24 protein-coding genes are annotated in these 21,702 nt (G+C 69.5%); 14 read left to right on the top strand and 10 right to left on the bottom strand.

Annotated features, from left to right (window positions below):
* The 3 genes from MRBLWH11_RS20055 to MRBLWH11_RS20045 all read right to left on the bottom strand — a co-directional run bounded on the left by MRBLWH11_RS20055 (window position 1) and on the right by MRBLWH11_RS20045 (window position 2,696).
* Window positions 1-300 carry a hypothetical protein gene (locus MRBLWH11_RS20055; protein WP_341946194.1) on the bottom strand — a complete coding sequence of 100 codons (300 nt, stop codon included), beginning with the start codon at window positions 298-300 and terminating at the stop codon, window positions 1-3.
* A 98-nt stretch (window positions 301-398) separates the two neighbouring features.
* Window positions 399-2,084: an MDR family MFS transporter gene (locus MRBLWH11_RS20050; RefSeq protein ID WP_341946193.1), complete on the bottom strand. Its 1,686-nt coding sequence runs from the start codon at window positions 2,082-2,084 to the stop codon at window positions 399-401.
* Complete coding sequence (locus MRBLWH11_RS20045) at window positions 2,085-2,696, bottom strand: TetR family transcriptional regulator (RefSeq protein ID WP_341946192.1); 612 nt, start codon at window positions 2,694-2,696, stop codon at window positions 2,085-2,087.
* A 175-nt stretch (window positions 2,697-2,871) separates the two neighbouring features.
* Between MRBLWH11_RS20045 and MRBLWH11_RS20040 the strand changes: the two genes are divergently transcribed.
* From MRBLWH11_RS20040 to MRBLWH11_RS20025, 4 genes are all read left to right on the top strand, one after another.
* Window positions 2,872-3,285 carry an Asp23/Gls24 family envelope stress response protein gene (locus tag MRBLWH11_RS20040; RefSeq protein ID WP_341946191.1) on the top strand — a complete coding sequence of 138 codons (414 nt, stop codon included), beginning with the start codon at window positions 2,872-2,874 and terminating at the stop codon, window positions 3,283-3,285.
* Between the two features lie 76 nt (window positions 3,286-3,361).
* Window positions 3,362-3,928 (top strand): RNA polymerase sigma factor, encoded by a 567-nt coding sequence (locus MRBLWH11_RS20035; protein ID WP_341946190.1) that lies wholly within the window; start codon window positions 3,362-3,364, stop codon window positions 3,926-3,928.
* A complete protein-coding gene (locus MRBLWH11_RS20030) occupies window positions 3,925-4,530 on the top strand; it encodes a hypothetical protein (RefSeq protein WP_341946189.1) in 606 nt (201 codons plus the stop codon). The genes MRBLWH11_RS20035 and MRBLWH11_RS20030 overlap by 4 nt, the downstream gene beginning before the upstream one ends.
* The gene (locus MRBLWH11_RS20025) at window positions 4,527-4,892 is read left to right on the top strand and encodes a hypothetical protein (RefSeq protein WP_341946188.1); all 366 of its coding nucleotides are present in this window, start codon (window positions 4,527-4,529) and stop codon (window positions 4,890-4,892) included. Before MRBLWH11_RS20030 ends, MRBLWH11_RS20025 begins: the two co-directional genes overlap by 4 nt.
* A gap of 73 nt (window positions 4,893-4,965) precedes the next feature.
* On the opposite strand, the gene MRBLWH11_RS20020 is transcribed toward MRBLWH11_RS20025, so the two are convergent.
* On the bottom strand, window positions 4,966-5,811 hold the full coding sequence (locus MRBLWH11_RS20020; protein ID WP_341946187.1) for an SDR family oxidoreductase: 846 nt from the start codon (window positions 5,809-5,811) through the stop codon (window positions 4,966-4,968).
* A 93-nt stretch (window positions 5,812-5,904) separates the two neighbouring features.
* Between MRBLWH11_RS20020 and MRBLWH11_RS20015 the strand changes: the two genes are divergently transcribed.
* From MRBLWH11_RS20015 to MRBLWH11_RS19995, 5 genes are all read left to right on the top strand, one after another.
* Window positions 5,905-6,270: a helix-turn-helix domain-containing protein gene (locus MRBLWH11_RS20015; RefSeq protein WP_116634516.1), complete on the top strand. Its 366-nt coding sequence runs from the start codon at window positions 5,905-5,907 to the stop codon at window positions 6,268-6,270.
* Window positions 6,271-6,369: 99 nt separating this feature from the next.
* Window positions 6,370-7,911 carry an APC family permease gene (locus MRBLWH11_RS20010; protein WP_116634517.1) on the top strand — a complete coding sequence of 514 codons (1,542 nt, stop codon included), beginning with the start codon at window positions 6,370-6,372 and terminating at the stop codon, window positions 7,909-7,911.
* Between the two features lie 41 nt (window positions 7,912-7,952).
* Window positions 7,953-8,807, top strand: a complete 855-nt coding sequence (gene truA, locus MRBLWH11_RS20005) for a tRNA pseudouridine(38-40) synthase TruA (RefSeq protein ID WP_341946186.1) — start codon at window positions 7,953-7,955, stop codon at window positions 8,805-8,807.
* Between the two features lie 103 nt (window positions 8,808-8,910).
* Window positions 8,911-9,804, top strand: a complete 894-nt coding sequence (locus MRBLWH11_RS20000; protein ID WP_341946185.1) for a hypothetical protein — start codon at window positions 8,911-8,913, stop codon at window positions 9,802-9,804.
* Between the two features lie 43 nt (window positions 9,805-9,847).
* Window positions 9,848-10,516, top strand: coding sequence for an endonuclease/exonuclease/phosphatase family protein (locus MRBLWH11_RS19995; RefSeq protein ID WP_282214285.1), 669 nt, complete (start codon window positions 9,848-9,850; stop codon window positions 10,514-10,516).
* A gap of 11 nt (window positions 10,517-10,527) precedes the next feature.
* On the opposite strand, the gene MRBLWH11_RS19990 is transcribed toward MRBLWH11_RS19995, so the two are convergent.
* Window positions 10,528-11,499, bottom strand: coding sequence for a helix-turn-helix domain-containing protein (locus MRBLWH11_RS19990; protein WP_341946184.1), 972 nt, complete (start codon window positions 11,497-11,499; stop codon window positions 10,528-10,530).
* Window positions 11,500-11,569: 70 nt separating this feature from the next.
* Between MRBLWH11_RS19990 and MRBLWH11_RS19985 the strand changes: the two genes are divergently transcribed.
* The 4 genes from MRBLWH11_RS19985 (at window position 11,570) to glmM (ending at window position 14,838) form a co-directional block, all read left to right on the top strand.
* A complete protein-coding gene (locus tag MRBLWH11_RS19985; RefSeq protein WP_341946183.1) occupies window positions 11,570-12,322 on the top strand; it encodes an MBL fold metallo-hydrolase in 753 nt (250 codons plus the stop codon).
* Between the two features lie 183 nt (window positions 12,323-12,505).
* Window positions 12,506-12,952, top strand: coding sequence for a 50S ribosomal protein L13 (gene rplM / locus MRBLWH11_RS19980; protein WP_116634523.1), 447 nt, complete (start codon window positions 12,506-12,508; stop codon window positions 12,950-12,952).
* A 27-nt stretch (window positions 12,953-12,979) separates the two neighbouring features.
* A complete protein-coding gene (gene rpsI / locus MRBLWH11_RS19975; protein WP_046012472.1) occupies window positions 12,980-13,465 on the top strand; it encodes a 30S ribosomal protein S9 in 486 nt (161 codons plus the stop codon).
* A gap of 14 nt (window positions 13,466-13,479) precedes the next feature.
* Complete coding sequence (gene glmM / locus MRBLWH11_RS19970) at window positions 13,480-14,838, top strand: phosphoglucosamine mutase (protein WP_116634524.1); 1,359 nt, start codon at window positions 13,480-13,482, stop codon at window positions 14,836-14,838.
* An 87-nt stretch (window positions 14,839-14,925) separates the two neighbouring features.
* Here glmM and MRBLWH11_RS19965 read toward each other — a convergent pair whose 3' ends face one another.
* The gene (locus MRBLWH11_RS19965; protein ID WP_341946182.1) at window positions 14,926-16,380 is read right to left on the bottom strand and encodes a hypothetical protein; all 1,455 of its coding nucleotides are present in this window, start codon (window positions 16,378-16,380) and stop codon (window positions 14,926-14,928) included.
* On the bottom strand, window positions 16,377-17,162 hold the full coding sequence (locus MRBLWH11_RS19960; protein WP_165808018.1) for a glycosyltransferase family 2 protein: 786 nt from the start codon (window positions 17,160-17,162) through the stop codon (window positions 16,377-16,379). Before MRBLWH11_RS19960 ends, MRBLWH11_RS19965 begins: the two co-directional genes overlap by 4 nt.
* 55 nt (window positions 17,163-17,217) lie before the next feature.
* Here MRBLWH11_RS19960 and MRBLWH11_RS19955 point away from each other — a divergent pair, with 55 nt between their 5' ends.
* Window positions 17,218-17,655 (top strand): GtrA family protein, encoded by a 438-nt coding sequence (locus MRBLWH11_RS19955; RefSeq protein WP_341946179.1) that lies wholly within the window; start codon window positions 17,218-17,220, stop codon window positions 17,653-17,655.
* Between the two features lie 17 nt (window positions 17,656-17,672).
* Here MRBLWH11_RS19955 and MRBLWH11_RS19950 read toward each other — a convergent pair whose 3' ends face one another.
* From MRBLWH11_RS19950 to MRBLWH11_RS19940, 3 genes are all read right to left on the bottom strand, one after another.
* Window positions 17,673-18,656, bottom strand: a complete 984-nt coding sequence (locus MRBLWH11_RS19950; protein WP_341946176.1) for a hypothetical protein — start codon at window positions 18,654-18,656, stop codon at window positions 17,673-17,675.
* A gap of 149 nt (window positions 18,657-18,805) precedes the next feature.
* The gene (locus MRBLWH11_RS19945; RefSeq protein WP_341946174.1) at window positions 18,806-20,221 is read right to left on the bottom strand and encodes a polysaccharide biosynthesis tyrosine autokinase; all 1,416 of its coding nucleotides are present in this window, start codon (window positions 20,219-20,221) and stop codon (window positions 18,806-18,808) included.
* A 111-nt stretch (window positions 20,222-20,332) separates the two neighbouring features.
* Window positions 20,333-21,697: a polysaccharide biosynthesis tyrosine autokinase gene (locus MRBLWH11_RS19940; RefSeq protein WP_341946172.1), complete on the bottom strand. Its 1,365-nt coding sequence runs from the start codon at window positions 21,695-21,697 to the stop codon at window positions 20,333-20,335.
* Window positions 21,698-21,702: the final 5 nt, after the last annotated feature.

Here is a 21,702-nt window from a genome sequence, read left to right as displayed (position 1 = left end):
TCACCCGCGCTCTCCGCGCCGCAGCGAGGGCGGCGGCCGGTGCGGGATCGGGATCGGGCGCGTGGCGCGGGATGCGTCCTGGAAGCGGCGGACCGACTCGAGGACGTCGTCGACGGACGGATAGCGCGGGGCCAGCGGGAGGTCGCGCAACCACAGCACCTCGACATCGGTCGGCGTGTCCTCGTAGATCCGGCACACGATCCGCCGGTGATCGCCGTAGGGATACTGCAGGTCGTGGATCGCCCAGGCCTCGGTGCTGACCGGGGTCAGCACGAACCGTGGGTCTGACGCCTGCTCCATCATTCTCCTGCCTGTCCTCACTGTGAAGGATGCCGGGAGCAGGAGGAGACGGGTAGCCCCTTGACAGGATCACGAGCGGATGCCGCGCCGGTCCCGCGTCAGCGGCGGGCGGGCGACGTCTCGCCGCCGCCCTCCGAGCCGGCCGGATCGCTCCCGGCATCGGTCGACGCGGCATGCGTCGGTCCGCCGCCGCGGAGCTCGGCCTCCAGCCGCTCGGCCTCCGCGCCGCTGATGGCCTCGCCGCGGGCGACGAGTCCTGCCTGGTCGGAGAGCGGGATCTGCCTGAGGAACAGCGACAGCACCAGGGCCAGCACGATGAACGGCACGAGGTACCAGAACACCGGCGCCAGCGCGTCGGCGTAGGCGGTGACGATGCCGTCCCGCACCTCGTCGGGCAGCGAGTTCAGCGTGGAGGGGTCGATCGTCGACGCGGCCTGCGATGCGGCATCCGGCGATGCCCCGGCGTCGGCGAACACGCCGAGCAGGTTCTCGGTCAGCCGTGTGGTGAAGATCGTGCCGAACACGGCGGTGCCGAGCGAGGCTCCCACCTCGCGGAAGTAGTTGTTCGTGCTGGTCGCTGTGCCGATCTCGCCCGCAGGCACCGCGTTCTGCACGACGAGCACGACGACCTGCATGATGAGCCCGAGTCCCGCGCCGAACACGAACAGGAAGACGCAGATGAGCCAGATCGGCGTGGCCGCCGAGAGCGTGGTCATCGACACCATCGCGACACCCGTGAGGATGGTGCCGACGATCGGGTAGATCCGGTATCTCCCGGTCTTCGAGATCGCGATGCCGGAGAAGATCGACGTGCCGATGAGGCCGACCATCATGGGGATCATCAGCAGACCGGATGCCGCGGCCGAGGTGCCCGACGACATCTGCAGGAACGTGGGCACGAATCCGATCGCGGCGAACATGCCGATGCCGAGCACGAGGCCGATGGCCGTCGCGTTGACGAAGATCGGGTTCCGGAACAGGCTCAGCGGGATGATCGGGTCCTGCACCCGCGACTCCGTGATGACGAAGGCGGTGGCTGCGGCGATCAGTCCGGCGCCCCAGGCCCAGGTGGCCAGCGAGTCCCAGCCGAACTCGGCGTCGCCGCCGAAGTCCGTGAAGAAGATCAGGCACGTGGTCGCGATCGAGAGGAAGATCACGCCGAAGACGTCGATCGGCTTCTCGGCCTTCTTGCTCGGGAGCTTCAGCGCCACGAGGGCGATGATGAACGCGGCGATGCCGACCGGGATGTTGATGTAGAACGCCCACTGCCACGTCATGTGGTCGACGAAGAATCCGCCGAGGAGGGGGCCGGCGACGGCCGAGAGGCCGAACACCGCGCCGAGCGGGCCCATGTACTTGCCGCGCTCATTGGCGGGGACGATGTCGGCGATGATCGCCTGCGACAGGATCATCAGGCCGCCGCCGCCGAGGCCCTGGAGAGCGCGGAACACGACGAACATCCAGAAGTCGGTGGCGAAGGCGCAGCCGACGGATGCCAGCGTGAACAGGGCGATCGCGACGAGGAACAGGTTCCGCCTGCCGAGCACGTCGCCGAACTTGCCGTAGATGGGCATGACGATCGTGGTCGCCAGCAGGTACGCGGTGGTGATCCAGACCTGGTGGTCGACGCCCCCGAGCTGGCCGACGATCGTCGGCATCGCCGTGGAGACGATCGTCTGATCGAGGCTGGAGAGCAGCATCCCGGCGATGAGCGCGCTGAAGATGATCCAGATGCGGCGCTTCGTGAGGAGGAAGGGCGCATCCTTCGTGGCGGTGGCGGACATTCAGTCGACTTTCTGTGTCGGTGCGTAGACGGAGCGGGCGAGTTCGAGACGTCGCGTGATGAGCGCCTCGAAGGTATCGGTCGAGTGGTGGTGCAGGAGCTGGTCCATGGACAGCCGCACGAGGGCGCCGACGGAGTGCACCATGACCTCGGCGCGCAGGTCGGCATCGGCGACATCGCCCATGCGGCGCACGATCAGCTCGATGTCGCGGCGTTCGTTCTTCGCGATCTGCTCGAACGCGGCCTTCAGCAGCCGCGGCTCCTGCTCGACGACCGCGAAGAGCTCTACGGCGTCCTCGAGCGGGTTGAAGAGTCCGAACCGGAGGATCGTCAGGCGGAGGAAGTCGTCCAGCAGTTCTCCGCGCTCCGTCAGGAACGTCTCCTCGAGGGCTTCCTGCCGGGAGTCGATGGTGGCGAAGCCGAAGACCGCGTTCTCCTTACTCTCGAAGTAGTTGAAGAACGTGCGCCGGGAGACCCCGACCTCGGCGCAGAGCTCCTCGACCGTGAAGCCGGCGAAGCCTCGGTCTGCCGTGAGCCGCCTGGCGACCTTCGTCAGCGCACGCGAGGTCTCCCGCTTGCGCTGCTCTCTCAGTGAATCTGCACCTTGCTCCATAGAGTGCAAGTTTGCACTCTCAAGCTTGGAGTGCACTGTGAGTCCCGGCGGCACGCTTCACAGAGAAATGTCGGACGGATCTGTGACGATCGGCGCCCGGCATCCGTCCTAGTGGTGTCGCTGACCTGCGACCCGCACCCCGCGCGGATGCGAGACATGTACGAAGGAGCCCACCATGGCGAATGTGACGAATGCCGCTCAGGCCGGGACCCCGGCCGTCGCGCCTCATGAGGCGTTCGCGCTCGGCACGACCACGATCGAGGATGCCGTCGTCGCCAAGATCGCCGGCATCGCTGCGCGCGAGGTGAGCGGCGTGCACGCCCTCGGCGGAGGAGCCGCCCGCATGGTCGGCGCGATCCGCGATGCGCTCAACACCAGCGACCTCACGCAGGGCATCGCCGTCGAGGTCGGCGAGACACAGGTCGCCGTCGACGTGACCATCGTCGCCGAGTACCCGGTCTCCCTCCAGAAGGTCGCCGACGATGTGCGCGCTGCGATCCATCGCGCGATGGTCGACTTCGTCGGCAAGGAGGTCTCCGAGGTCAACGTCACGGTCAACGACGTGCACATCGCGACGGACGACGACTGAGTCGATGCGCGATGATCCGATCCGATGGCGCATCCGTTCCGAATCTCCTGGGGGATCGGGACGAGGAGGTGAGCAGATGGCAGACGAACGCTTTCGCAGCGCGCTCGAGCACGCCGACGACCGCATCGTGGCCGGACGCGCCATGGATGGCGACGTCGAGTCGTTCGCGGTGCTCGTCCGGCGGTACACGCCGATGATGCGCGCGTACACCCACCGGATGCTGAACGCCTCGGCCGACGTGGACGACGTGGTGCAGGAGGCGTTCGTCACCGCATGGCAGCGGTTCTCCGAGCTCGAGGATCCGTCGAAGGTCAAGAGCTGGCTGATGAGGATCGTCAGCCGCAAGGCCGTCGACCGGATTCGCGCGCTCCGTCCCGTCGTCGACATCGACGACCTCGACCGCCCTGCCCCCGCGCACACCTCACCGGATGAGGTCGTGCAGGCGCGGGCCGGGATCGCGGCACTCGGGGCCGCACTGCGCGAGCTCCCGGATGCACAGCGCGAATGCTGGGTCCTCCGCGAGATGGGCGGCTACTCGTACGACGAGATCGCCGAGGAGCTCGGCATACCCGTCACGACCGCACGCGGCCTGCTGGCCCGTGCGAGGAAGTACATGATCGTACGGATGGAGGAGTGGCGATGAGCGACGACCACGGCACCCCCGACCGCCGTCGACTCGGACTCGAGCCGACCGATCTGGACGGGCACACCATCGAGGAGCTGACGGAGTACCTCGACGCCGGCAGACAGCCGCTGAACCGCTCCATCGAGGAGTCGCCGGGCTGTCAGCTGGCCCTCGACGCCCTCGAGCGTCTCCACGGACTGAGCGGCGAGCTGATCGACGCCGATGCCGCGGCGGCTCCCGAGGTCGAGGCGGGCTGGGTCGACCGGATCCTCGCGGGCATCGCGATCGATGCGCGCGCGGGCCGGAGGATCCCGCTCGGGTCGCCGGAGCCGGGCGCGGATCTCGCGATCACCGAGGGCGCGGTGCGCGGCCTCATCCGATCGGCCGAGAACGCGGTACCAGGACTGCTGCTCGGGCGCTGCCGACTCGATGGCGACGTCACGGTGCCGGGGACACCCATCCGGGTCGAGATCGAGGCGAACGTCTTCCACGGCGAGCCGATCCCGCTTCTCGCGGATCGTCTCCGCGCGGAAATCGACAGGCGACTGCGCCTGCACACAGAGCTCGTCATCGTCGCGATCGACATCGCGATCCGCGACATCCAGGAGGTCTCGTCGTGAACGGAGCGGAAGCGATGACGCCGGAGGTCCGCACCGGGCTCGCGCAGGAGATCGAAGGGGCCGTGCGGGCGACGCCGGGTGTCCGGAACGTCTACCGATCCGGCTCGCTGGTCTCCAACCTGCTCCGCGCGGGAGCTGTCGCGCTCGGTGTCGGTGACGACGAACGGCCGATCGTCTCGGTCGTCGTGAGGGACGAGGGCGTCGCCGTCGAGGCCTCGCTCGGCGTCGACGTCACCGCGTCATCGGGCGTCGTCCTGCGCGAGGCGTACGAGAGGGTCGACGCTGTGCTCCGCGCCGCGGGGCTGCAGAGGGAGAGCATCACGCTCACGGTCGTGTACGTGCAGTCGCGCGACGCCGCCTGACGCATCCTGCGCCGACAGGAAGTGCCGCCCTCCTCGACAGGGGAGGGCGGCACTGCTGTCTCAGCGGCGGTGATCAGGCCGCGGCGCGCAGCCCGTCCACGAGAGGCGTGGTCGACCGCCCGATCAGGCGCGCGAGGGTGCCGTCGGTGTCGGCGAGCGCACCGCCGCGGATGCCCGCGTCGAGGGCCACCACGAAGCCGATGGTCCCGGCATCGAGTCCCGCGGCTTCGAGCGCGGCGCTCTGCTCCTCGGCGGTGAGGGCCTGGTACGCGACCGGACGCCCCGACACCTCCGACATCGCCGAGGCGAGCTCCCCGTAGCTCCACGCGACGTCGCCGCCGAGCTCGTACACCTGACCGATGTGACCGTCTTCGAGAAGCACCACGGCTGCCGCATCCGCGAAGTCCTTCCGGCTCGCCGAGGCGACCCGTCCTTCGCCGACGCCGGCGGCGAGCACCCCGGTCTCGGCGGCACGGCGGAGATCGGCGACGTAGTTCTCGGTGTACCAGTTGTTGCGGAGGATCACGGCGGGAACACCCGACGCGGCGATGAGCTCCTCCGTCGCCTTGTGCTCGGGGGCCAGGACCAGGTCGCTCGTCGAGGCCTTCGGCGCGCTCGTGTAGACGAGCTTCGTGATGCCTGCCGTCTTCGCGGCGTCGATGACCGCCTGGTGCTGAGCGACGCGCTGACCGACTTCGGAGCCGGAGACGAGCGCGACGGAGTCGACGCCCTCCAACGCCGCCGCGATCGAGGCGGGATCCGCGTAGTCGAGGTGCACCACGCGCACGCCGAGGTCGGCGCCCTTGGCGACGTCGCGCGCGCCGGCGACGATGGACTGCGGATCGGCTCCGCGCTCGATGAGGCTGGCGATGATGAGGCGGCCGAGGTTTCCGGTGGCGCCGGTGACGAGGGTGGTCATGGGAGTCCTTTCGTGGATGACACCCTCGACAACCCCCGGAACCCCTCGGCGCATTCCACCCGGAGGGTACCCACTTTCAGGTAAGGTACCTACATGTCGGTGAGTTTCGCGCAGATCAAGGAGTCCACCCCTGCCGTCTTCGATCAGGGATGCGGCACCCGGGTCGTGCTCGACCACATCATGAGCAAATGGGGCGTGCTGATCCTCTCCTCCCTCTCCGACGGGACGCATCGATGGGGCGAGCTGCGCCGTGCGGTCGACGGCATCAGCGAGAAGATGCTCGCGTCCACTCTCCGCACGCTCGCCGACGACGGTCTCGTGCACCGCGAATCCCTGCCCACCGTGCCGCCGCACGTCGAGTACAGCCTGACTCCGCTCGGCCGCGATCTGATGGAGCGGATGCTGCCGCTGATGGAGTGGGTCGCCGACCACGCCGACGGAATGCTCGGGCGCGACTGAACCTGCGGAATCCGTCGTAGTACCCGGCATCGAAGTGCGGAATCAGTCGGTGAAAGAAAACGATTGACGCGAGAACAGCAGTGGCTCTACTGTTCTGACATGGCAGCAACGACGCCGATTCATCTGGAACGACCCGACGGCAAGGGTCTGGCTGCGGGAACACTGGGACTCTGGGGATCGACCGTCATCGGTCTGGCCTCGACGGCTCCGGTGTACTCGCTCGTCGCAACGCTCGGATTCGTGGTCCTCGCGGTGGGTGCTCAGGCGCCGATCGCGTTCATCATCGCGTTCGTGCCGATGCTGCTCATCGCCTTCGCCTACCGCGAGCTCAACAACGCGGTGCCGGACTGCGGTACGACGTTCACCTGGGGGACCAAGGCCTTCGGTCCGTGGGTCGGCTGGATGGGCGGCTGGGGAGTCGCGGTCGCCGGCATGGTGGTGCTCGCCAACCTCGCGCAGATCGCCTCGGTCTACTTCTGGTCGCTGATCGGTCAGGACCTGGAGAACAACGACTGGCGCGTCGTGCTGGTCGCCGTGCTCTTCATCGCCGCGATGACCTGGGTCAGTTGGCGCGGGGTCGAGATCGGCGAGCGCATCCAGAACATCCTGCTGGGCATCCAGTACCTCGCGCTCGCGATCTTCGTGGTCACCGCGCTCTGGCAGTTCTTCGCCGGCACGGCACCCGACCCGACGCCGTTCGACATGGCCTGGCTCAACCCGTTCGCCTTCACCGACTTCGCCGGATTCACCGAGGCCATCCTGCTCGCCCTCTTCATCTACTGGGGCTGGGACACCTGCCTCGCGCTGAACGAGGAGACGAAGGACCCGAAGCGCATCCCCGGCCGCGCCGCTCTGCTCACCACCGTCATCCTGCTGTTCACGTACGTGGGCGTGACCATCGCCGCCATGATGTACGCGGGGCTCGGCGAGACCGGCACCGGTCTCGGCAACGAGGCCAACGCCGACGACTTCTTCCTGGCCATCAAGGACGGTCTGCTCGGCCCGTTCGGGTGGGTTCTCGTGGTCGCCGTGGTCATCTCGGCGATCTCCTCCACCCAGACCACGATCCTGCCGACCGCCCGCGGCACGCTCGCGATGGGCGTCTACCGGGCGCTGCCGGCGAAGTTCAAGGACGTGCACCCCACGTACAAGACGCCGTCGTTCTCGACGATCGTCATGGGCGTCGTCGCAGTGGCCTACTACGTCGGGATGACGCTGATCAGCGACAACATCCTGCAGGACTCGATCCTCTCTCTCGGGCTCGCGATCGCCTTCTATTACGCCATCACCGGCTTCGCGTGCGTGTGGTACTTCCGCAAGGACCTGACCCGGTCGGCCCGCGACTTCTTCTTCAAGGGCCTGTTCCCGCTGCTGGGCGGCCTGATGCTGGCGTGGGCGTTCATCCAGTCCGCGATCGACATGTGGGACGTCGACTACGGCTACACCGTGCTCTTCGGCATCGGGGGCACGTTCGTGATCGGCATCGGCTCCCTCGCCATCGGACTGGTGCTCATGTTCGTCTGGTACCTGTTCCCGCGCTCGAAGCGGTTCTTCCGCGGTGAGAGCCTGAACCGCGAGACGCAGGTGATGGTGCCCGACGAGCCGAGCGTGACCATCCGCTCGATCGACGGCGGCATCTGAGCGTCACCGGGCGGCGCGGGGGTCTGCCCTAGGCTTGCTCCGTGCGCATCCGGCTCGACATCGCCTACGACGGCACCCACTTCCGCGGCTGGGCGAAGCAGCCCACGCTCCGCACGGTGCAGGGAACGCTCGAGCCCGCGCTCGCCCGCATCGTCGGCTCCGACGTGCAGTTCGTCGTCGCCGGACGCACGGATGCCGGTGTGCACGCCACCGGGCAGGTGGCGCACGTCGACCTCGACGAGGCGCAGTGGGCACGGATCGAAGCCCGGCACGGTCGCGCGGCGCAGGACCCCGCCGGCTCGATCGCAGGACGCCTGCGCGGCGTGCTCGGCGCATACTCCGACGTCACGGTCACCCGGACGTCGCTCGCTCCCGAGGGCTTCGACGCCCGATTCTCCGCCGTGTGGCGTCGCTACCGCTACCGGCTCGCCGATGCGGAGGCCGGGTTCGATCCGCTGCGGCGGCTCGACACCACGAGCATCCGCGGACGACTCGACGCGCAGGCGATGGATGCCGCGGCCCGCACCCTCATCGGACTCCACGATTTCGCGGCCTACTGCAAGCCGCGCGAGGAGGCGACGACGATCCGCACCCTCCTCGACTACCGCTGGACGCGCGACGCCGACGGCGTGCTCGTGGCCGAGGTCAAGGCCGACGCGTTCTGCCACAGCATGGTGCGTGCCCTCGTGGGCGGATGCGTCGCCGTCGGAGAGGGGCGGCTCGACATCGGCGACCTCGTGGTGCTGAGGGACGCTCTGACGCGCACGAGCGAGTTCAAGGTGCTGGCGGCGCGCGGCCTGACGCTGACCGAGGTCGGCTACCCGGCCGACGAGCTGCTCGCCGCCCGCGCGGAGCAGACGCGCGCTCGCCGCGACGCGAAAGACGACGGCGCCTGACGGCATCCGTCGTCTCGGAGGTCGTGCAAGCCGTTCCCCGCGACGGCGCCGACCGACCGTAAGCTGAACCCGGCAGACCTCTTCACGGTACGACGGGGGAAACGTGACGGATCGGATCGACGCCCGGACAGGGGCCTTCGCCGCGGCCCTGCGCGCGGCGATCTCCGAGCGCGGCATCACGCTGTCACGGCTCCAGCAGGGGCTCGCCGACGACGGCAACCTCGTGTCGATGGCGACCCTCAGCTACTGGCGGTCGGGTGACCGACAGCCGGAGGGCGCCCAGTCGCTGAGCGCGGTCGACGGCATCGAGGATCGCCTCGGACTCGCCCGCGGGCACCTGAGCTCGTTGCTCGGGCCGTCGACACGACTCGGACCGGTGGCGCCGCCTCGGCTGCCGTTCGACGAGGAGCGTGAGAACCGGGAGACGGAGGAGACGCTGCGCGCGCTGAAGTCCTCCCCGCAGGAGGCGCTGCGCGATCTCTCCACCCATGTCACCGTGCGGGTCGGAGCGAGCGGCGCAGTCGAGAGCGTCGTGATGCGCTCGCTCGTGCAGGCCACGCAGGGCGTGATCACAGAGCTCCCGCTCGTCGACGTCGCTCCCGAGGAGACCGAGGTGATGTCGGTGATCACCGACGTCGTCGGCGGTCGCATCGACCGGGAGTACCTGCATCCCGGCCATCTTCTCTCCGGGGTGGTGATCGCGCTCGATCAGCCGATCACGACCGGCGGCACCACGCTCGTGGAGTTCACCGAGACGTTCCCGCCCGGCTATCCGCCGCGCCAGTCCGCCTGGCATGCGACGTCGCGGCCCGCGCGCGAGACCCTGATCTGGGTCCGCTTCCACCCGGATGCCCTTCCGTCCTGGTGCGAGGAGTACATCGAGACCGACGACGACTTCACGTCGTCGATGCGGCCGGTGCAGAGCGGCTCCGTGCACCTCGTGCGTCACGGATTCGGGCCGGGGGTGCTCGGCATCCGCTGGGGATACGACGAGTGATCGGAGCCGGTGCACAGCCGCGACGGGTAGCGTGGGAGGGGTCATGAAGGTCATCTCGTACAACCTCCAGAAGCACCGGGCCGCGGGCGAGCTCGCCGCTCTCGTGCGCGAGCACGACCCCGACATCCTCTGCCTGCAGGAGTGCGACGTGCCGGAGCTCCCGCCGCGGATCGGCGGACTCGTCCTCGCGGACGCCACGCACGGCAACCGGCTCGGCATCGCGCTCTTCTATCGGGAGAGCACCTATCACCTGCAGGGGATCCGCATGCTCGGGCTCAAGAAGTCCCTGCACGACCGGATCGCGAAGCCGGCGCACGAGCGCGTGCTCGGGGCGCGTCTGCGCGACATCGACGACGGTCAGGACTTCATCGTGGCCTCGTTCCACGCCGCCCCCCTGACAGCGCTCAACTCCCTCCGCCGTCATCAGATCCGTGCCGCGCTCACCGAGCTCGCGACACTCGGCGAGGGGCTGCCGCAGCTCATGGTCGGGGACTACAACTACCCGATCTTCAAGGAGAACCTCGGACAGGCGGTTCGCGACCACGGGTATGCGCTGACCCTGAGCGACGACCACACCTACACGCGCTACCGCGTGTTCCGCGGGCACTACGACTTCGCCACCTCGACGGGTTTCGAGATCGAGCGCATCACCACGCTGCCCCAGGGGTCGAGCGACCATCGACCGATCCTGGTGACGGTCAAGCCGGACTGAGAGCCGCCCGCTCAGGCCGCGCCGGTGCGGAATGCCGCACGGTGCGCCGCAGGACTGACGCCGAGTCTCTGACGGAAGTGCAGACGCAGCGACACCGCGCTGCCGAAGCCGGCGAGCTCCGCGACCCTCTCGACCGTGTCGTCGCCGCTCTCGAGCAGGGTGCGAGCGAACTCGACCCTCTGGTCGAGCAGCCACTGCTGCGGACTCGTCGCGGTGCGGTCGCGGAAGCGTCGCGTGAACGTGCGCCGGGACATGTGCGTCGACGCCGCCCAGCCGTCCACATCGATGGGCGTGCCGAGGCGCTCGCGCGCCCACCGCATCGCCCCGCCGATCGGGTCGTCGGCCGACACGGCGACCACCGGAGCGGGGATGTACTGCGCCTGCGAACCCGTGCGGTGAGGCGCGAGCACCAGGGAGCGGGCCAGCGCCGCCGCCGCGACGCTCCCGTGGTCCGAGCGGACGATGTGGAGGCAGCAGTCCAGCGCTGCCGCGGCGCCGGCGGACGTCACCACGTCGCCCAGATCGGACCACAGCACGTCGTCGCGCACCCGTACCTGCGGCTCCGCGGCCGACAGCCGGTCGGCGGCGGCCCAGTGCGTCGACACCTCGCGCCCATCCGCGATGCCGGACGCGGAGACCACGATGGTTCCCAGGCAGAGCCCGACGATGCGCGCACCGCGACGATGCGCTCTCCGCACCGCGTCGAGCAGCTCGGTCGAGGGCTCCGACCCGTGGCGCCAGCTGGGGATGACGACGAGGTCGGCCTCGTCCATCGCCTCGAGCCCGGCCTCGACCCGGATGCCGTATCCCGCCGCGGTCGGCATCGATCCGGGCTGCTCGGCGCAGACCTCGACGTCGTAGAGGCCGCTCACGCCGTCGAGCCCGGCTCCGCCGAAGACGAGCGTCGGGACGGACAGGTGGAAGGGGCTGATGTGCGGGAAGGCGAGCACCGCGACGCGAGAGCGGGAAGCGGGGGAGAGCATGGCCCGATCTTATCGGAAGTGTGCGTTCAGGCCACTGGGCCCGCGACGGAGGATGGCGGAGACTCGATCCATGACACAGATCTCTGCTCTCCTCGTCGGAGGCCCCACGCTCCACTTCACCTACGCGGGACTCGGATTCCTGACCGACCCGACCTTCGACGAGCCGGGCTCGTACGAGGGTCCGATCGTGCTCCGCAAGCTGACGGGCCCGGCGGTGCCGGCATCCGCGCTCGGTGCGATCGACGTCGTGCTGCTGTCGCACGACCAGCACGATGACAACCTCGACACGGCCGGACGGGCGCTGCTCGAGGAGGTGCCGCTCGTGCTCGGCACCGAGGAGTCGGCCACGCGCATCTCGGGCATCTCGGGCCTCGCCCCCTGGCAGCAGCACCGCGTCGGCGACGTCGTCGTCACCGCGGTGCCGGCACTGCACGGGCCCGAGGGCGCCGAGGCCCTGTCCGGTCCGGTGACGGGATTCGTGCTCGAAGCCGAGGGTCACCCCACGGTGTACGTCTCCGGCGACAACGCCTCCGTCGACCTGGTCCGCGAGATCGCCGCGCGATTCCCCGGCATCGGGGTCGCCGTGCTCTTCGCCGGAGCCGCGAACGTGGGGCGCTTCGGAGACATCGACCTGACGCTGAACGCGCGCACCGCGCTGGAGGCGGCCGAGGTGCTCTCCTCCGCCGTCATCGTCCCGGTGCACGCGGAGGGCTGGTTCCACTTCTCCGAGACCCGGGAGCGGCTCGTCGCGATGTTCGAGTACGCCGGGCAGGGCGACCGGCTCCGCGCGCTGGCGGCGGGGGAGCGCGTCGCGATCGGCTGAGGCCGGTTTGGGGGAAGGGCACCGGGTGGCGTATGCTGTCTCTTTGGTGCCCTTCTCCTCACTGCGGGGAACATGCACTATCCGAACGTGAGCCCTCCACTGGCGTGTTCCTCCCCCTGGGGAAGAACCACCCCGGAGTGGGATTCACGAACTTCTCCGTTCGAACAAGAAAGCAGCACTATCGTGACGCGCACTTACACCCCGAAGGCCGGCGAGGTCCAGCGTGACTGGGTCGTCATCGACGCCACCGACGTCGTTCTCGGCCGCCTGGCTTCGCACGCCGCTACGCTCCTGCGTGGCAAGCACAAGCCCACCTTCGCCAACCACATCGACTCGGGTGACTTCGTCATCATCGTGAACGCCGACAAGGTCGCGCTCACCGGTCAGAAGCTCCAGAAGAAGCTGGCTTACCGTCACTCGGGCTACCCGGGCGGCCTCAAGTCGGTCACCTACGCCGAGCTCCTCGAGAAGAACCCGATCCGCGCTGTGGAGAAGGCCATCCGTGGCATGCTCCCCAAGAACAGCCTGGGCCGTCAGCAGCTGTCGAAGCTCAAGGTGTACGTCGGTGCCGAGCACCCGCACGCCGCGCAGCAGCCCCAGCCGTACACCCTCGACCAGGTCGCCCAGTAAGCGCCGTAAAGACTTAAGGACATACTCGTGGCTGACATCCAGGACACCACCGAAACCCCCCAGAACTTCTCGACGTCGACCCCCGAGACCGAAGCAGTCGAGGCGGCTCCCCGCCCCGTGCTCAGCGTCCCGGGTGCCGCTGTCGGCCGTCGCAAGCAGGCCATCGCCCGCGTGCGCATCGTCCCCGGCTCGGGAACGATCACGGTCAACGGCCGCACGATCGAGGACTACTTCCCGAACAAGCTGCACCAGCAGCTGATCAACGACCCGTTCACGGTGCTCAACCTCACCGGTGCCTACGACGTCATCGCCCGCATCTCGGGTGGTGGCCCCTCGGGTCAGGCCGGCGCGCTCCGTCTCGGCATCGCCCGTTCGCTGAACGGCATCGATGAGGAGAACAACCGCCCGACCCTCAAGAAGGCCGGCTTCCTCTCGCGCGACGCTCGCGTCAAGGAGCGCAAGAAGGCTGGTCTCAAGAAGGCCCGTAAGGCGCCTCAGTACTCGAAGCGTTAAGGTCCACTGCTCCGATGCCGATCTTTGGCACGGACGGCGTGCGAGGACTTGCCAACGGCATCCTCACCGCCGACCTGGCGCTCACCCTGGCCCAGGCGACTGCTGTCGTCCTGGGCCAGGGCCGTACTGCGGAGTCTCGCAAAGCCGAAGGCAAGCGACTCACCGCAGTTGTCGCCCGCGACCCCCGGGTCTCGGGACACTTCCTCACGGCCGCCGTGTCGGCGGGGCTCGCGTCCTCGGGCGTCGATGTGCTCGAGGCGGGCGTCATCCCGACGCCGGCGCTCGCGTTCCTCGTCGCAGACCGTGACGCCGACTTCGGCGTGATGATCTCGGCGTCTCACAACGCCGCGCCCGACAACGGCATCAAGATCTTCGCGCGCGGCGGGCGCAAGCTGCCCGACGTGGTCGAGCAGCGCATCGAAGAGGCGATGTCGGGGGAGATGCTCCGCCCGACCGGCGCCGGCGTCGGCCGCATCGAGCGGTTCTCCGACGCCGAGGACCGCTACGTCCTTCACCTCCTCGGATCCCTGCCGAACCAGCTCGACGGCCTGCACGTCGTGCTGGACTGCGCCCACGGTGCCGCATCCGGTGTGTCTCCCGAGACGTTCCGCGACGCGGGCGCCGAGGTGACCGTGATCGGCGCCGACCCCGACGGCTGGAACATCAACGACGGCGTCGGCTCGACGCACCTCGACAACCTCGCTGAGGCCGTCGTGCGTCTGGGCGCCGACATCGGCATCGCCCACGACGGCGATGCGGACCGCTGCCTGGCTGTCGACGCCGAGGGCAACCACATCGACGGCGACCAGATCATGGCGATCCTGGCCGTCTCGATGAAGGAGCGCGGGCACCTCACCGATGACACGCTCGTCGCGACCGTGATGAGCAACCTCGGTCTGCACGTCGCCATGCGCGAGCACGGCATCACGGTGCGTCAGACCGCCGTCGGCGACCGCTACGTGCTCGAGGACATGAACGCGGGCGGCTACGCCCTGGGCGGCGAGCAGTCGGGTCACGTCATCATGAGCGAGTACGCGACCACGGGCGACGGACTCCTCACGGGTCTGCACCTCGTGGCCGAGATGGCGCGTCAGAAGAAGTCGATCGCCGAGCTCGCCTCGGTGATGAACGTCTACCCGCAGGTGCTCATCAACGTCCGCGACGTCGACAAGGACCGCGTGGCCGACGACGAGCACGTGCAGCAGGCCGTCCGAGAGGTCGAAGCCGAGCTCGGCGAGACCGGGCGCGTGCTGCTGCGCAAGTCCGGCACCGAGCCGCTCGTGCGCGTCATGGTGGAAGCGGCGGATGCCGAGTCGGTGCGCGAGTACGCGGATCGTCTGGCCGGCGTCGTGCAGGAGCGCCTCGCTCTCTGACACGACCGTCTGCGGTACGACGTCGAAACGCCCCCGCGCCTTCGGGCCGGGGGCGTTTCGCGCGTCTGCGGGGGCTCCGCCGTGCGCTCAGGGCGCGGCGCAGATGCGGAAGTAGCCGCTGTCGGCGAGGGTCTCGGTCGTGCAGGCGAGGCCGGTGAGGCGCGGTGCGTCCTGCATCGCCACGGCGTCGAACAGGCCGACGTGCGCCCCGGTGAGGACGATCGGCGCGACGGCCGCGCCCCAGGGATCTGCGGCGAGCCACTCCACGTCGTTCTCCTCGACCCAGGCGGTGAGCGGAGCCACTCCCGCGCGCTGCTCGTCGAGCGTGATGAGGGTGCGCGGGGCGAACTGGGCCGCGACGTGCAGCACGCCGCCGGCCGCGACGACGAGCGCCAGAGCGGATGCCGCCACGACACCGGCGATCCGCACGGCCCTGCCCCGCGGCATCCGCACGACGGCCCAGACCGCGACCGCGGCGATGATCGGGAAGAACGCGAAGATGCCGGGAGCCGGATGCCGCACCCAGAGCGGAAGCCGCGACGCGGTCGCCCACCAGCCGACGAAGGCGAGCGCGCCGACGAACGCCGCCAGCGCGTAGGCGATCACGACGCGCTCCTCAGGGGTGGCCGAGCGCCAGCGGAGGACGATCCCCGTGGCGGCGAGTCCGATCGCGATGACCGCTCCGATGGCCGCGATCACTCCGGGCAGCGACCAGGAGTCCGCGAGCTCGCCGAGCTTCTGGATGATGGAGGTCGCCGCGTCCCCCTGCCCGCCGCTGCGGACGAAGTTCACGAGGTTGCGCAGATGCTCGACGAATCCGGTGGCGCCCAGGGAGATGAGCGCCGCCAGCTCGAACACGAGCGTCGGCACGGCGACGAGGACGAGCGGGAGCCAGGCGCGTCGCAGCAGATCGCGCAGGCGCGCCCAGCCCGTGCCGTCCGACAGCGCCCAGAGGGCGACCGCGAACGCGGGGAGGGCGAGCAGCACGATGAGCTTGGCCTGGATGGCGAGTCCGACGAGCAGTCCCGCCAGCCAGGCGCGCCGCGGCAGCACGATCAGCGCCCAGACGAGGAGTGCGGCGGCAGGGATCTCGCCGAGCAGGTCGCCCGGCCCCTGGATCGGGGAGACGCCGGCTCCGGCCGTGAACGCGAGCGGCACCGCGACGGCGAGCAGCGCCGCCCACCGCCCGGCGATCCTCCGACCGATGACGGCGAGTCCGGCGAGCAGCAGCACCCAGTACGCGAGGGGGACCAGGCGCGCGGCCAGCACGGGGTCGATGCCCGTGGCGAGCAGCAGGGCCACCGGCAGCAGCACGACAGGCCCCGTGGAGATGCGCGGATCGAACGGCGTGATGGTCGAGCCGGAGAGGGCGCCGTCGCTCGAATAGCCGAGACCGGCGAGGAGATTGCGGGGGACGGTGAGGTTGAACGCCTCGTCCTCCCAGAAGCGCCAGACCACGAGGCTGTGCCACGCGACGATCACGTGTCCGATCAGCAGGGCGGCCGCGACCGCCCAGAACAGGATCGTGCGCGTGCGGGTCATCGCGAGACGGGCTCCGGCCGACGGATGCCGCGCAGCGGAGCCGAGGGGCGCAGGGAGAGCGTCCAGGCTTCGCCCAGCGCGGTGCGCACGAAGGCACGCAGGCGCTTGGGCGGCAGGCTGACACCGTTGCCGCGACCCCACATCGTGCCCGTGGTGGATGCGCCGCGACGCGGGATGCTGGCGACCCGCAGGTAGCGCACCGTGAAGCCGGCGCGGGCTTCGGCCAGCGAGAAGTGCACATGCGGCACCGTCGCATCGGCGGGGATCGCGTCGATCAAAGTCTGCAGGGCGTCGGGACGATACGCCCGCAGCGGAGTGTTGACATCGGGGATGCGGCGGCCGGCGGCGAGGGCGATCAGCAGGCCGACGGCCGAGGTGAGGACCTTCCGGTACCAGGGGTCGGTGCGCCCGTCGCGGACGCCGTGCACGACATCGGCATCCGCCTGGTCCAGGGCGGCGAGCAGACGGGGGAAGTCGCGGCCGTAGAACTGCCCGTCGCCGTCGACGTGGATGAGCACGGTCGGGTCGGCGGCGAGCCCTGCCCGGTAGGCGGCGAGGGCGGTCGGGCCGTGCCCGCGGTTCACCGGCTGCACGTCGACCGTCACGTCGGCGACGTCGTCGAACACCGACGCCGTGGCATCCGTCGACCGGTCGTCGGCGATGTGGAACGTGACGCGGTCGGCCAGGGGGGCCACGGAATCCCTGATCTCGTCGATGAAGCCACGGATGCCCTCGGCCTCGTTGTAGGCGGGCATGACGATGGCGAGATGGGTGAGTGTCACGGGGGTCCTAGGGGTGGCCGGGCGCAGGGCATTCTGCAAGTAGCCTAGTTGAGCCATGAATCCTCCCTCCCGACTGCGCCGCTTCGTCGGCGTCGGCAGCCGCTTCCTCGTCGTCGGGGCGCTCAGCACCCTCATCGAGATCGGGGTCTTCAACCTTCTCGTCTACGTGTGGGGCTGGGACGTCGTCGCCGCCAAGATCGCCGCGTCACTGGTCGCGCTGATCAACGCCTACATCGGGAACCGCGAGTGGACGTTCCGCCACCGCGACCGCCGGGGCCGCATCGCCGAGGTCGCGCTGTTCCTCGCGACCAATGCGGTGTGCACGGCCATCGGCGCCGCGCTCGTCTGGGTCGGTGTCGAGCTGGTGGCCGCGTCGCTCGGACGCACGCCCGGCGCGTTCGCGGTCAACGTCGTGAACCTCGTGAGCATCGTGATCGTCGTGCTGCTGCGCTTCGTCCTGTACCACTGGGTCGTGTTCCGGGTGAAGCGCTGACGCTGCCACGGGAGCGGTCAGCCGAGAGCCTGGCGGACGCGAGAGACCAGGTCGGCGGGGCGGCGGACGAGATCAGCGGTCACCTCGATCACTGTCCACCCCGCGGCCCGTAGACGGGCGATCCGCTCGACGTCGCGCGCGTACGTCGAGCTGTGCCAGATGCCGTGATATTCGACGGCGACCTTCATTCGCGGGTAGGCCATGTCGGCGCAGCCGAGGAATCGGCCGTCGTCGTCGAACACGTCGATGTTGAGTTCCGGCTCCGCAAGCCCAGCCTCGACCAGGATGCAGCGCACCTTGCTCTCGCGCGGCGACCAGGAGTCGGTGCGCACGAGTGCGAGCGCCTCTCGCAGACGGCGGACGCCGACGCGTCGACCGGATGCCGTGGCGGCGCGCAACCGAGCCGGAGTCGTGAGCGGCTGCCGGTCGGTGCGAGGTCGACCGTACCCCGGCCGCCACACTCGGCAGAAGTAGTCCCCCAGGGCGACGAGGTCGTGCAGGGGCAGAGTGCCGAGACTCGCCCAAGTACTGGCCGGAGTGGTGACGCGCAGTCCTTCCAGAGTGCAGACCGCGGTCGTCGCGGGGCGCATACGATGCCCCGTCACCCCTGCGAGGCGCGGCAGCGAGCCGGTGCCGAAGACCCCGACATGCACGGGCAGTTCTTCGTCGTCTTCTCCGAGGCGCCGGAAGAGCGGGAGGGGAGCACCCCACAGTGCTGCAGCGGTCTCGAGGGCGAAGAAGTGCTCCGGGTGCATCCGCGGCGCGTACCCGTGCGCGCCGGCGCGGCGCTGCAGCTGCTCGGCCCGATGAGGTCCGGTCATCGGGCCGATGTCGGTCGCGGCATCCGTCGTCTCGAGCGCGGACGCGCGTCGACGCGTCCCGCGGAACGGCGACTCCAGGTCGCTCGCGCGCAATCGGCTCCGCAGCACGCCCTCCTCCCGTGCCGTGGACACGCTGAAGTGCTGTCCGAGCGACGGCGGCAGCTCTCCGATCCGGGTCATGCCCCCAGCATCCGCCGCCGTCTCTCTCCGCGCCCCGTTCCTCCACAGGCAGAGCGATGCTCCCGTGGCACTTGTGGTGGGTATTCCGGCCGAACACCCACCACAACTGCCACGGGAGCGTCGAAAGCGCCGCGGCAGGGGAGGAGAAGTCAGGCGGGGGTCTTGGCGCGCTTGCGCTTCTTCGGGCTCGCGTCCTCGGGATGGGTCGCGCCATAGGTGTAGGCACCGTACCCGTAGCTGTCCGGGCCCTTTGTCGGCAGCATCGTGACGACCACGCCCAGCAGGTTGACGCCGGCGGTCTCGAGCGAGCGCACCGCGCCCTCGAGCTCCTGCTTCTTCGTCTTGCCGGATGCTGCGGCGACGATGACTCCGCGGGTCTTGGCGCCGACGACCGCGGCGTCGGTCACGAGCAGGAGCGGCGGTGCGTCGATGAGCACGTAGTCGAAGTACTCGCCGAGGGGTGCCAGCACCTGGTCCATCGCGGCGGAGCCCAGCATCTCGCTCGGGTTCGGCGGCACCTGCCCGCTCGGCAGCACGTACAGGTCGTTCGTGCCCCACTTCTGCAGGGCGTCGGCCACGTCGATGCGCCCGATGAGCACGTCGGTCAGCCCGACGCTGCCTTCGATGTCCATGTAGTCGGCGACGCGCGGCAGGCGCAGGTCGCCGTCGACGAGGGCGACGCGCGCACCGGTCTCGGCCAGGGCGATCGCGAGGTTGGCGGTCGTCGTCGACTTGCCCTCACCGGGGCCGGCACTGGAGATCACGAAGATCCGCGGTCCCGCGTCGACGTTCAGGAACTGCAGGTTGGTGCGAAGGCTGCGGAACGACTCGGCGCGGGGGCTGCGCGGGTCGGCGTGCACGATCAGCGGACGCTTGGTCGCCTCCGGGTCGAAGGCGATGCCGCCGAGCACGGGGCGGTCGGTGAGGGTTTCGATGTCGTGCAGAGTGTGGATGCGGTTGTCGAGCACGGTCCGCAGCGTCGCGATCGCGATGCCGACGGCCAGGCCGATGATGCCGCCGAGGATGATGAGCATCCGCACATTCGGGCTGGTCGGCTGCGTCGGAGTGACGGCCGGTTCGGTCACGGTGATCTGCACCGGGCTGACGGCGCCTTCGACGGCGGGCTGCTCGAGCGTCTCCTGGACCGCGTCCTGGAAGCTCGAGGCGACCGTGTTGGCGATCTCCGCCGCCTGCCCGGCCTCTCCGTCGGTGACGGTGATGTCGATCAGCACGGTGTTGAGCGGGGTCGTGGCCGTCACCCGGCCGCTGAGGTCTGCGACGCTGTCGTCGAGGCCGAGTTCGTCGATGACGGGTTCGAGCACGAGCGCCGTGCTGACGACGTCGACGTAGCTGGTGACCATCTGACGCGCGAAGGTGGTGCCCTGCACGAGGTCACCGGTGGCGGCGCCCTCGGTGTGGACCGAGACGTACAGCTGGGTGGACGCCACGTACTTGGGCTGCTGGAGCGCGGCGTATCCCGCGCCGCCGGCCAGCCCGAGGATCAGCAGGATGACGATCAGGATCCAGTTGCGGTGCAGGATACGCACATAGTCGCGAAGTTCCACGCGGCAGATTCCCCCTGTTGTGTGCGGTCCCCGTCTGCTGAGACGAGCCGCATGACGATTCTCGACATTGTTTCATGGCGCGCGTCGCCCTCCGGCACCGCGCGTCGCGCGTCAGGTGCTGACGCGCTCGGCCTCCGAGCCGTACGGATTCTTCTCGGCACCGCGTACCGGCACCTTCGTGACGACGGTGCCGAGCACGCGGGCGTCGACGGCTTCGATGCTCTTCGCGGCGTCGGAGAGCCGCGTGGCGTGGGTCGATCCGGATGCCGCGACGAGGATGGCCCCGGTGGCCACGCGGGCGATGACGGCGGCATCCGTCACGAGCAGCAGCGGCGGGGCATCGATGATCACGACGTCGAACGCGGCCGTCAGCGCCTCGACGAGCTGCGCCATCGCACGGGAGCCCAGGAGCTCCGCCGGATTCGGCGGGACGGTCCCGGCGGGGAGGAGGAACAGCGCGCTGCGTCCCCAGGGCTGGATCACGTCGTTCAGCTCGACGCGACCCGCCAGCACGTCGCTCAGACCGATCCCGCCTTCGATGCCGAAGTACTCGGCGACGCGCGGGAGGCGCAGATCGCCGTCGACGAGCGCGACGCGGTGACCGGCATCCGCGAACGCGAGGGCCAGGTTGCCTGCTGTCGTCGACTTGCCCTCACCGGGGCCGGAGCTGGTGATGACGAACACGCCCTGACCCTCGGTGAAGAGGAAGCGCACGTTGGTGCGCAGGGCGCGGAACGCCTCGGCCCTGAGTCCGTGGGGAGCCGAGCTGACGGCGAGCGGGTGGTCGCCGGTGTCGGCATCCAGGGGGATCTGCCCGAGCACGGGCACCGCGACGGCGGCCTCGACATCGGATGCCGTGCGCACCCGCTGGTCGAGCGTCGCACGCAGGAGCGCGATCCCGATGCCGGCGGCGAGACCGATGATCCCACCGAGGGTGAGCGACAGCTGCATGTTGGGCGCGACGGCCGTGGTCGGGACCTGTGCGGCCTGGAGGGTCACGAGGCGCACGGAATACGCGGTCTGCTGCTCGCGCTTCTCGAGGGTCTCGGTGACGACCGTCGTGAAGCTCTCGCTCACCGCGTTCGCGATGCGCGCGGCCTGGCCGGGGTTGCCGTGCTCGACGCTGATCGTGATGATCGCGCTGTTGAGTGCGGCACTCGTCTGGATGCGACCGGCGAGACCGGCGGGCGTGGTCGACAGGTTCAGGTCCTCGATCACCGGCTCGAGCACCAGCGTGCTGGTGAGGATCGCACGGTAGGTGCCCACCGTCTGCATCGCGTAGCTGGTGGCGAGCGCCCGTTCGGCGGGGGTCGCGGTGTCGCTGAGCTGCACCGTGACCATCACGTCGGCCGAGGCTTCGAAACGCTGCGGGGTGAGCATCGCGACGAGCGCGCCTGTCGAGAGACCGATGACCGCGCCGGCGATGATCAGGATGATCTGCCGTCGCAGGACTCGGACGTAGTCGTGGAACTCCATGGCTC

It is taken from the genome of Microbacterium sp. LWH11-1.2 (genome assembly GCF_038397745.1).
GTDB lineage: Bacteria > Actinomycetota > Actinomycetes > Actinomycetales > Microbacteriaceae > Microbacterium.
This window is presented reverse-complemented; position numbering and strand designations above follow the sequence as displayed.

Bases quoted from the DNA above. Each gene is read 5' to 3' on its own strand.
- MRBLWH11_RS20055 (WP_341946194.1), bottom strand. From the start codon at position 300: ATGGAGCAGGCGTCAGACCCACGGTTCGTGCTGACCCCGGTCAGCACC.
- MRBLWH11_RS20050 (WP_341946193.1), bottom strand. From the start codon at position 2,084: ATGTCCGCCACCGCCACGAAGGATGCGCCCTTCCTCCTCACGAAGCGC.
- MRBLWH11_RS20045 (WP_341946192.1), bottom strand. From the start codon at position 2,696: ATGGAGCAAGGTGCAGATTCACTGAGAGAGCAGCGCAAGCGGGAGACC.
- MRBLWH11_RS20040 (WP_341946191.1), top strand. From the start codon at position 2,872: ATGGCGAATGTGACGAATGCCGCTCAGGCCGGGACCCCGGCCGTCGCG.
- MRBLWH11_RS20035 (WP_341946190.1), top strand. From the start codon at position 3,362: ATGGCAGACGAACGCTTTCGCAGCGCGCTCGAGCACGCCGACGACCGC.
- MRBLWH11_RS20030 (WP_341946189.1), top strand. From the start codon at position 3,925: ATGAGCGACGACCACGGCACCCCCGACCGCCGTCGACTCGGACTCGAG.
- MRBLWH11_RS20020 (WP_341946187.1), bottom strand. From the start codon at position 5,811: ATGACCACCCTCGTCACCGGCGCCACCGGAAACCTCGGCCGCCTCATC.
- MRBLWH11_RS20015 (WP_116634516.1), top strand. From the start codon at position 5,905: ATGTCGGTGAGTTTCGCGCAGATCAAGGAGTCCACCCCTGCCGTCTTC.
- MRBLWH11_RS20010 (WP_116634517.1), top strand. From the start codon at position 6,370: ATGGCAGCAACGACGCCGATTCATCTGGAACGACCCGACGGCAAGGGT.
- MRBLWH11_RS19995 (WP_282214285.1), top strand. From the start codon at position 9,848: ATGAAGGTCATCTCGTACAACCTCCAGAAGCACCGGGCCGCGGGCGAG.
- MRBLWH11_RS19990 (WP_341946184.1), bottom strand. From the start codon at position 11,499: ATGCTCTCCCCCGCTTCCCGCTCTCGCGTCGCGGTGCTCGCCTTCCCG.
- MRBLWH11_RS19985 (WP_341946183.1), top strand. From the start codon at position 11,570: ATGACACAGATCTCTGCTCTCCTCGTCGGAGGCCCCACGCTCCACTTC.
- glmM (WP_116634524.1), top strand. From the start codon at position 13,480: ATGCCGATCTTTGGCACGGACGGCGTGCGAGGACTTGCCAACGGCATC.
- MRBLWH11_RS19965 (WP_341946182.1), bottom strand. From the start codon at position 16,380: ATGACCCGCACGCGCACGATCCTGTTCTGGGCGGTCGCGGCCGCCCTG.
- MRBLWH11_RS19955 (WP_341946179.1), top strand. From the start codon at position 17,218: ATGAATCCTCCCTCCCGACTGCGCCGCTTCGTCGGCGTCGGCAGCCGC.
- MRBLWH11_RS19950 (WP_341946176.1), bottom strand. From the start codon at position 18,656: ATGACCCGGATCGGAGAGCTGCCGCCGTCGCTCGGACAGCACTTCAGC.
- MRBLWH11_RS19940 (WP_341946172.1), bottom strand. From the start codon at position 21,697: ATGGAGTTCCACGACTACGTCCGAGTCCTGCGACGGCAGATCATCCTG.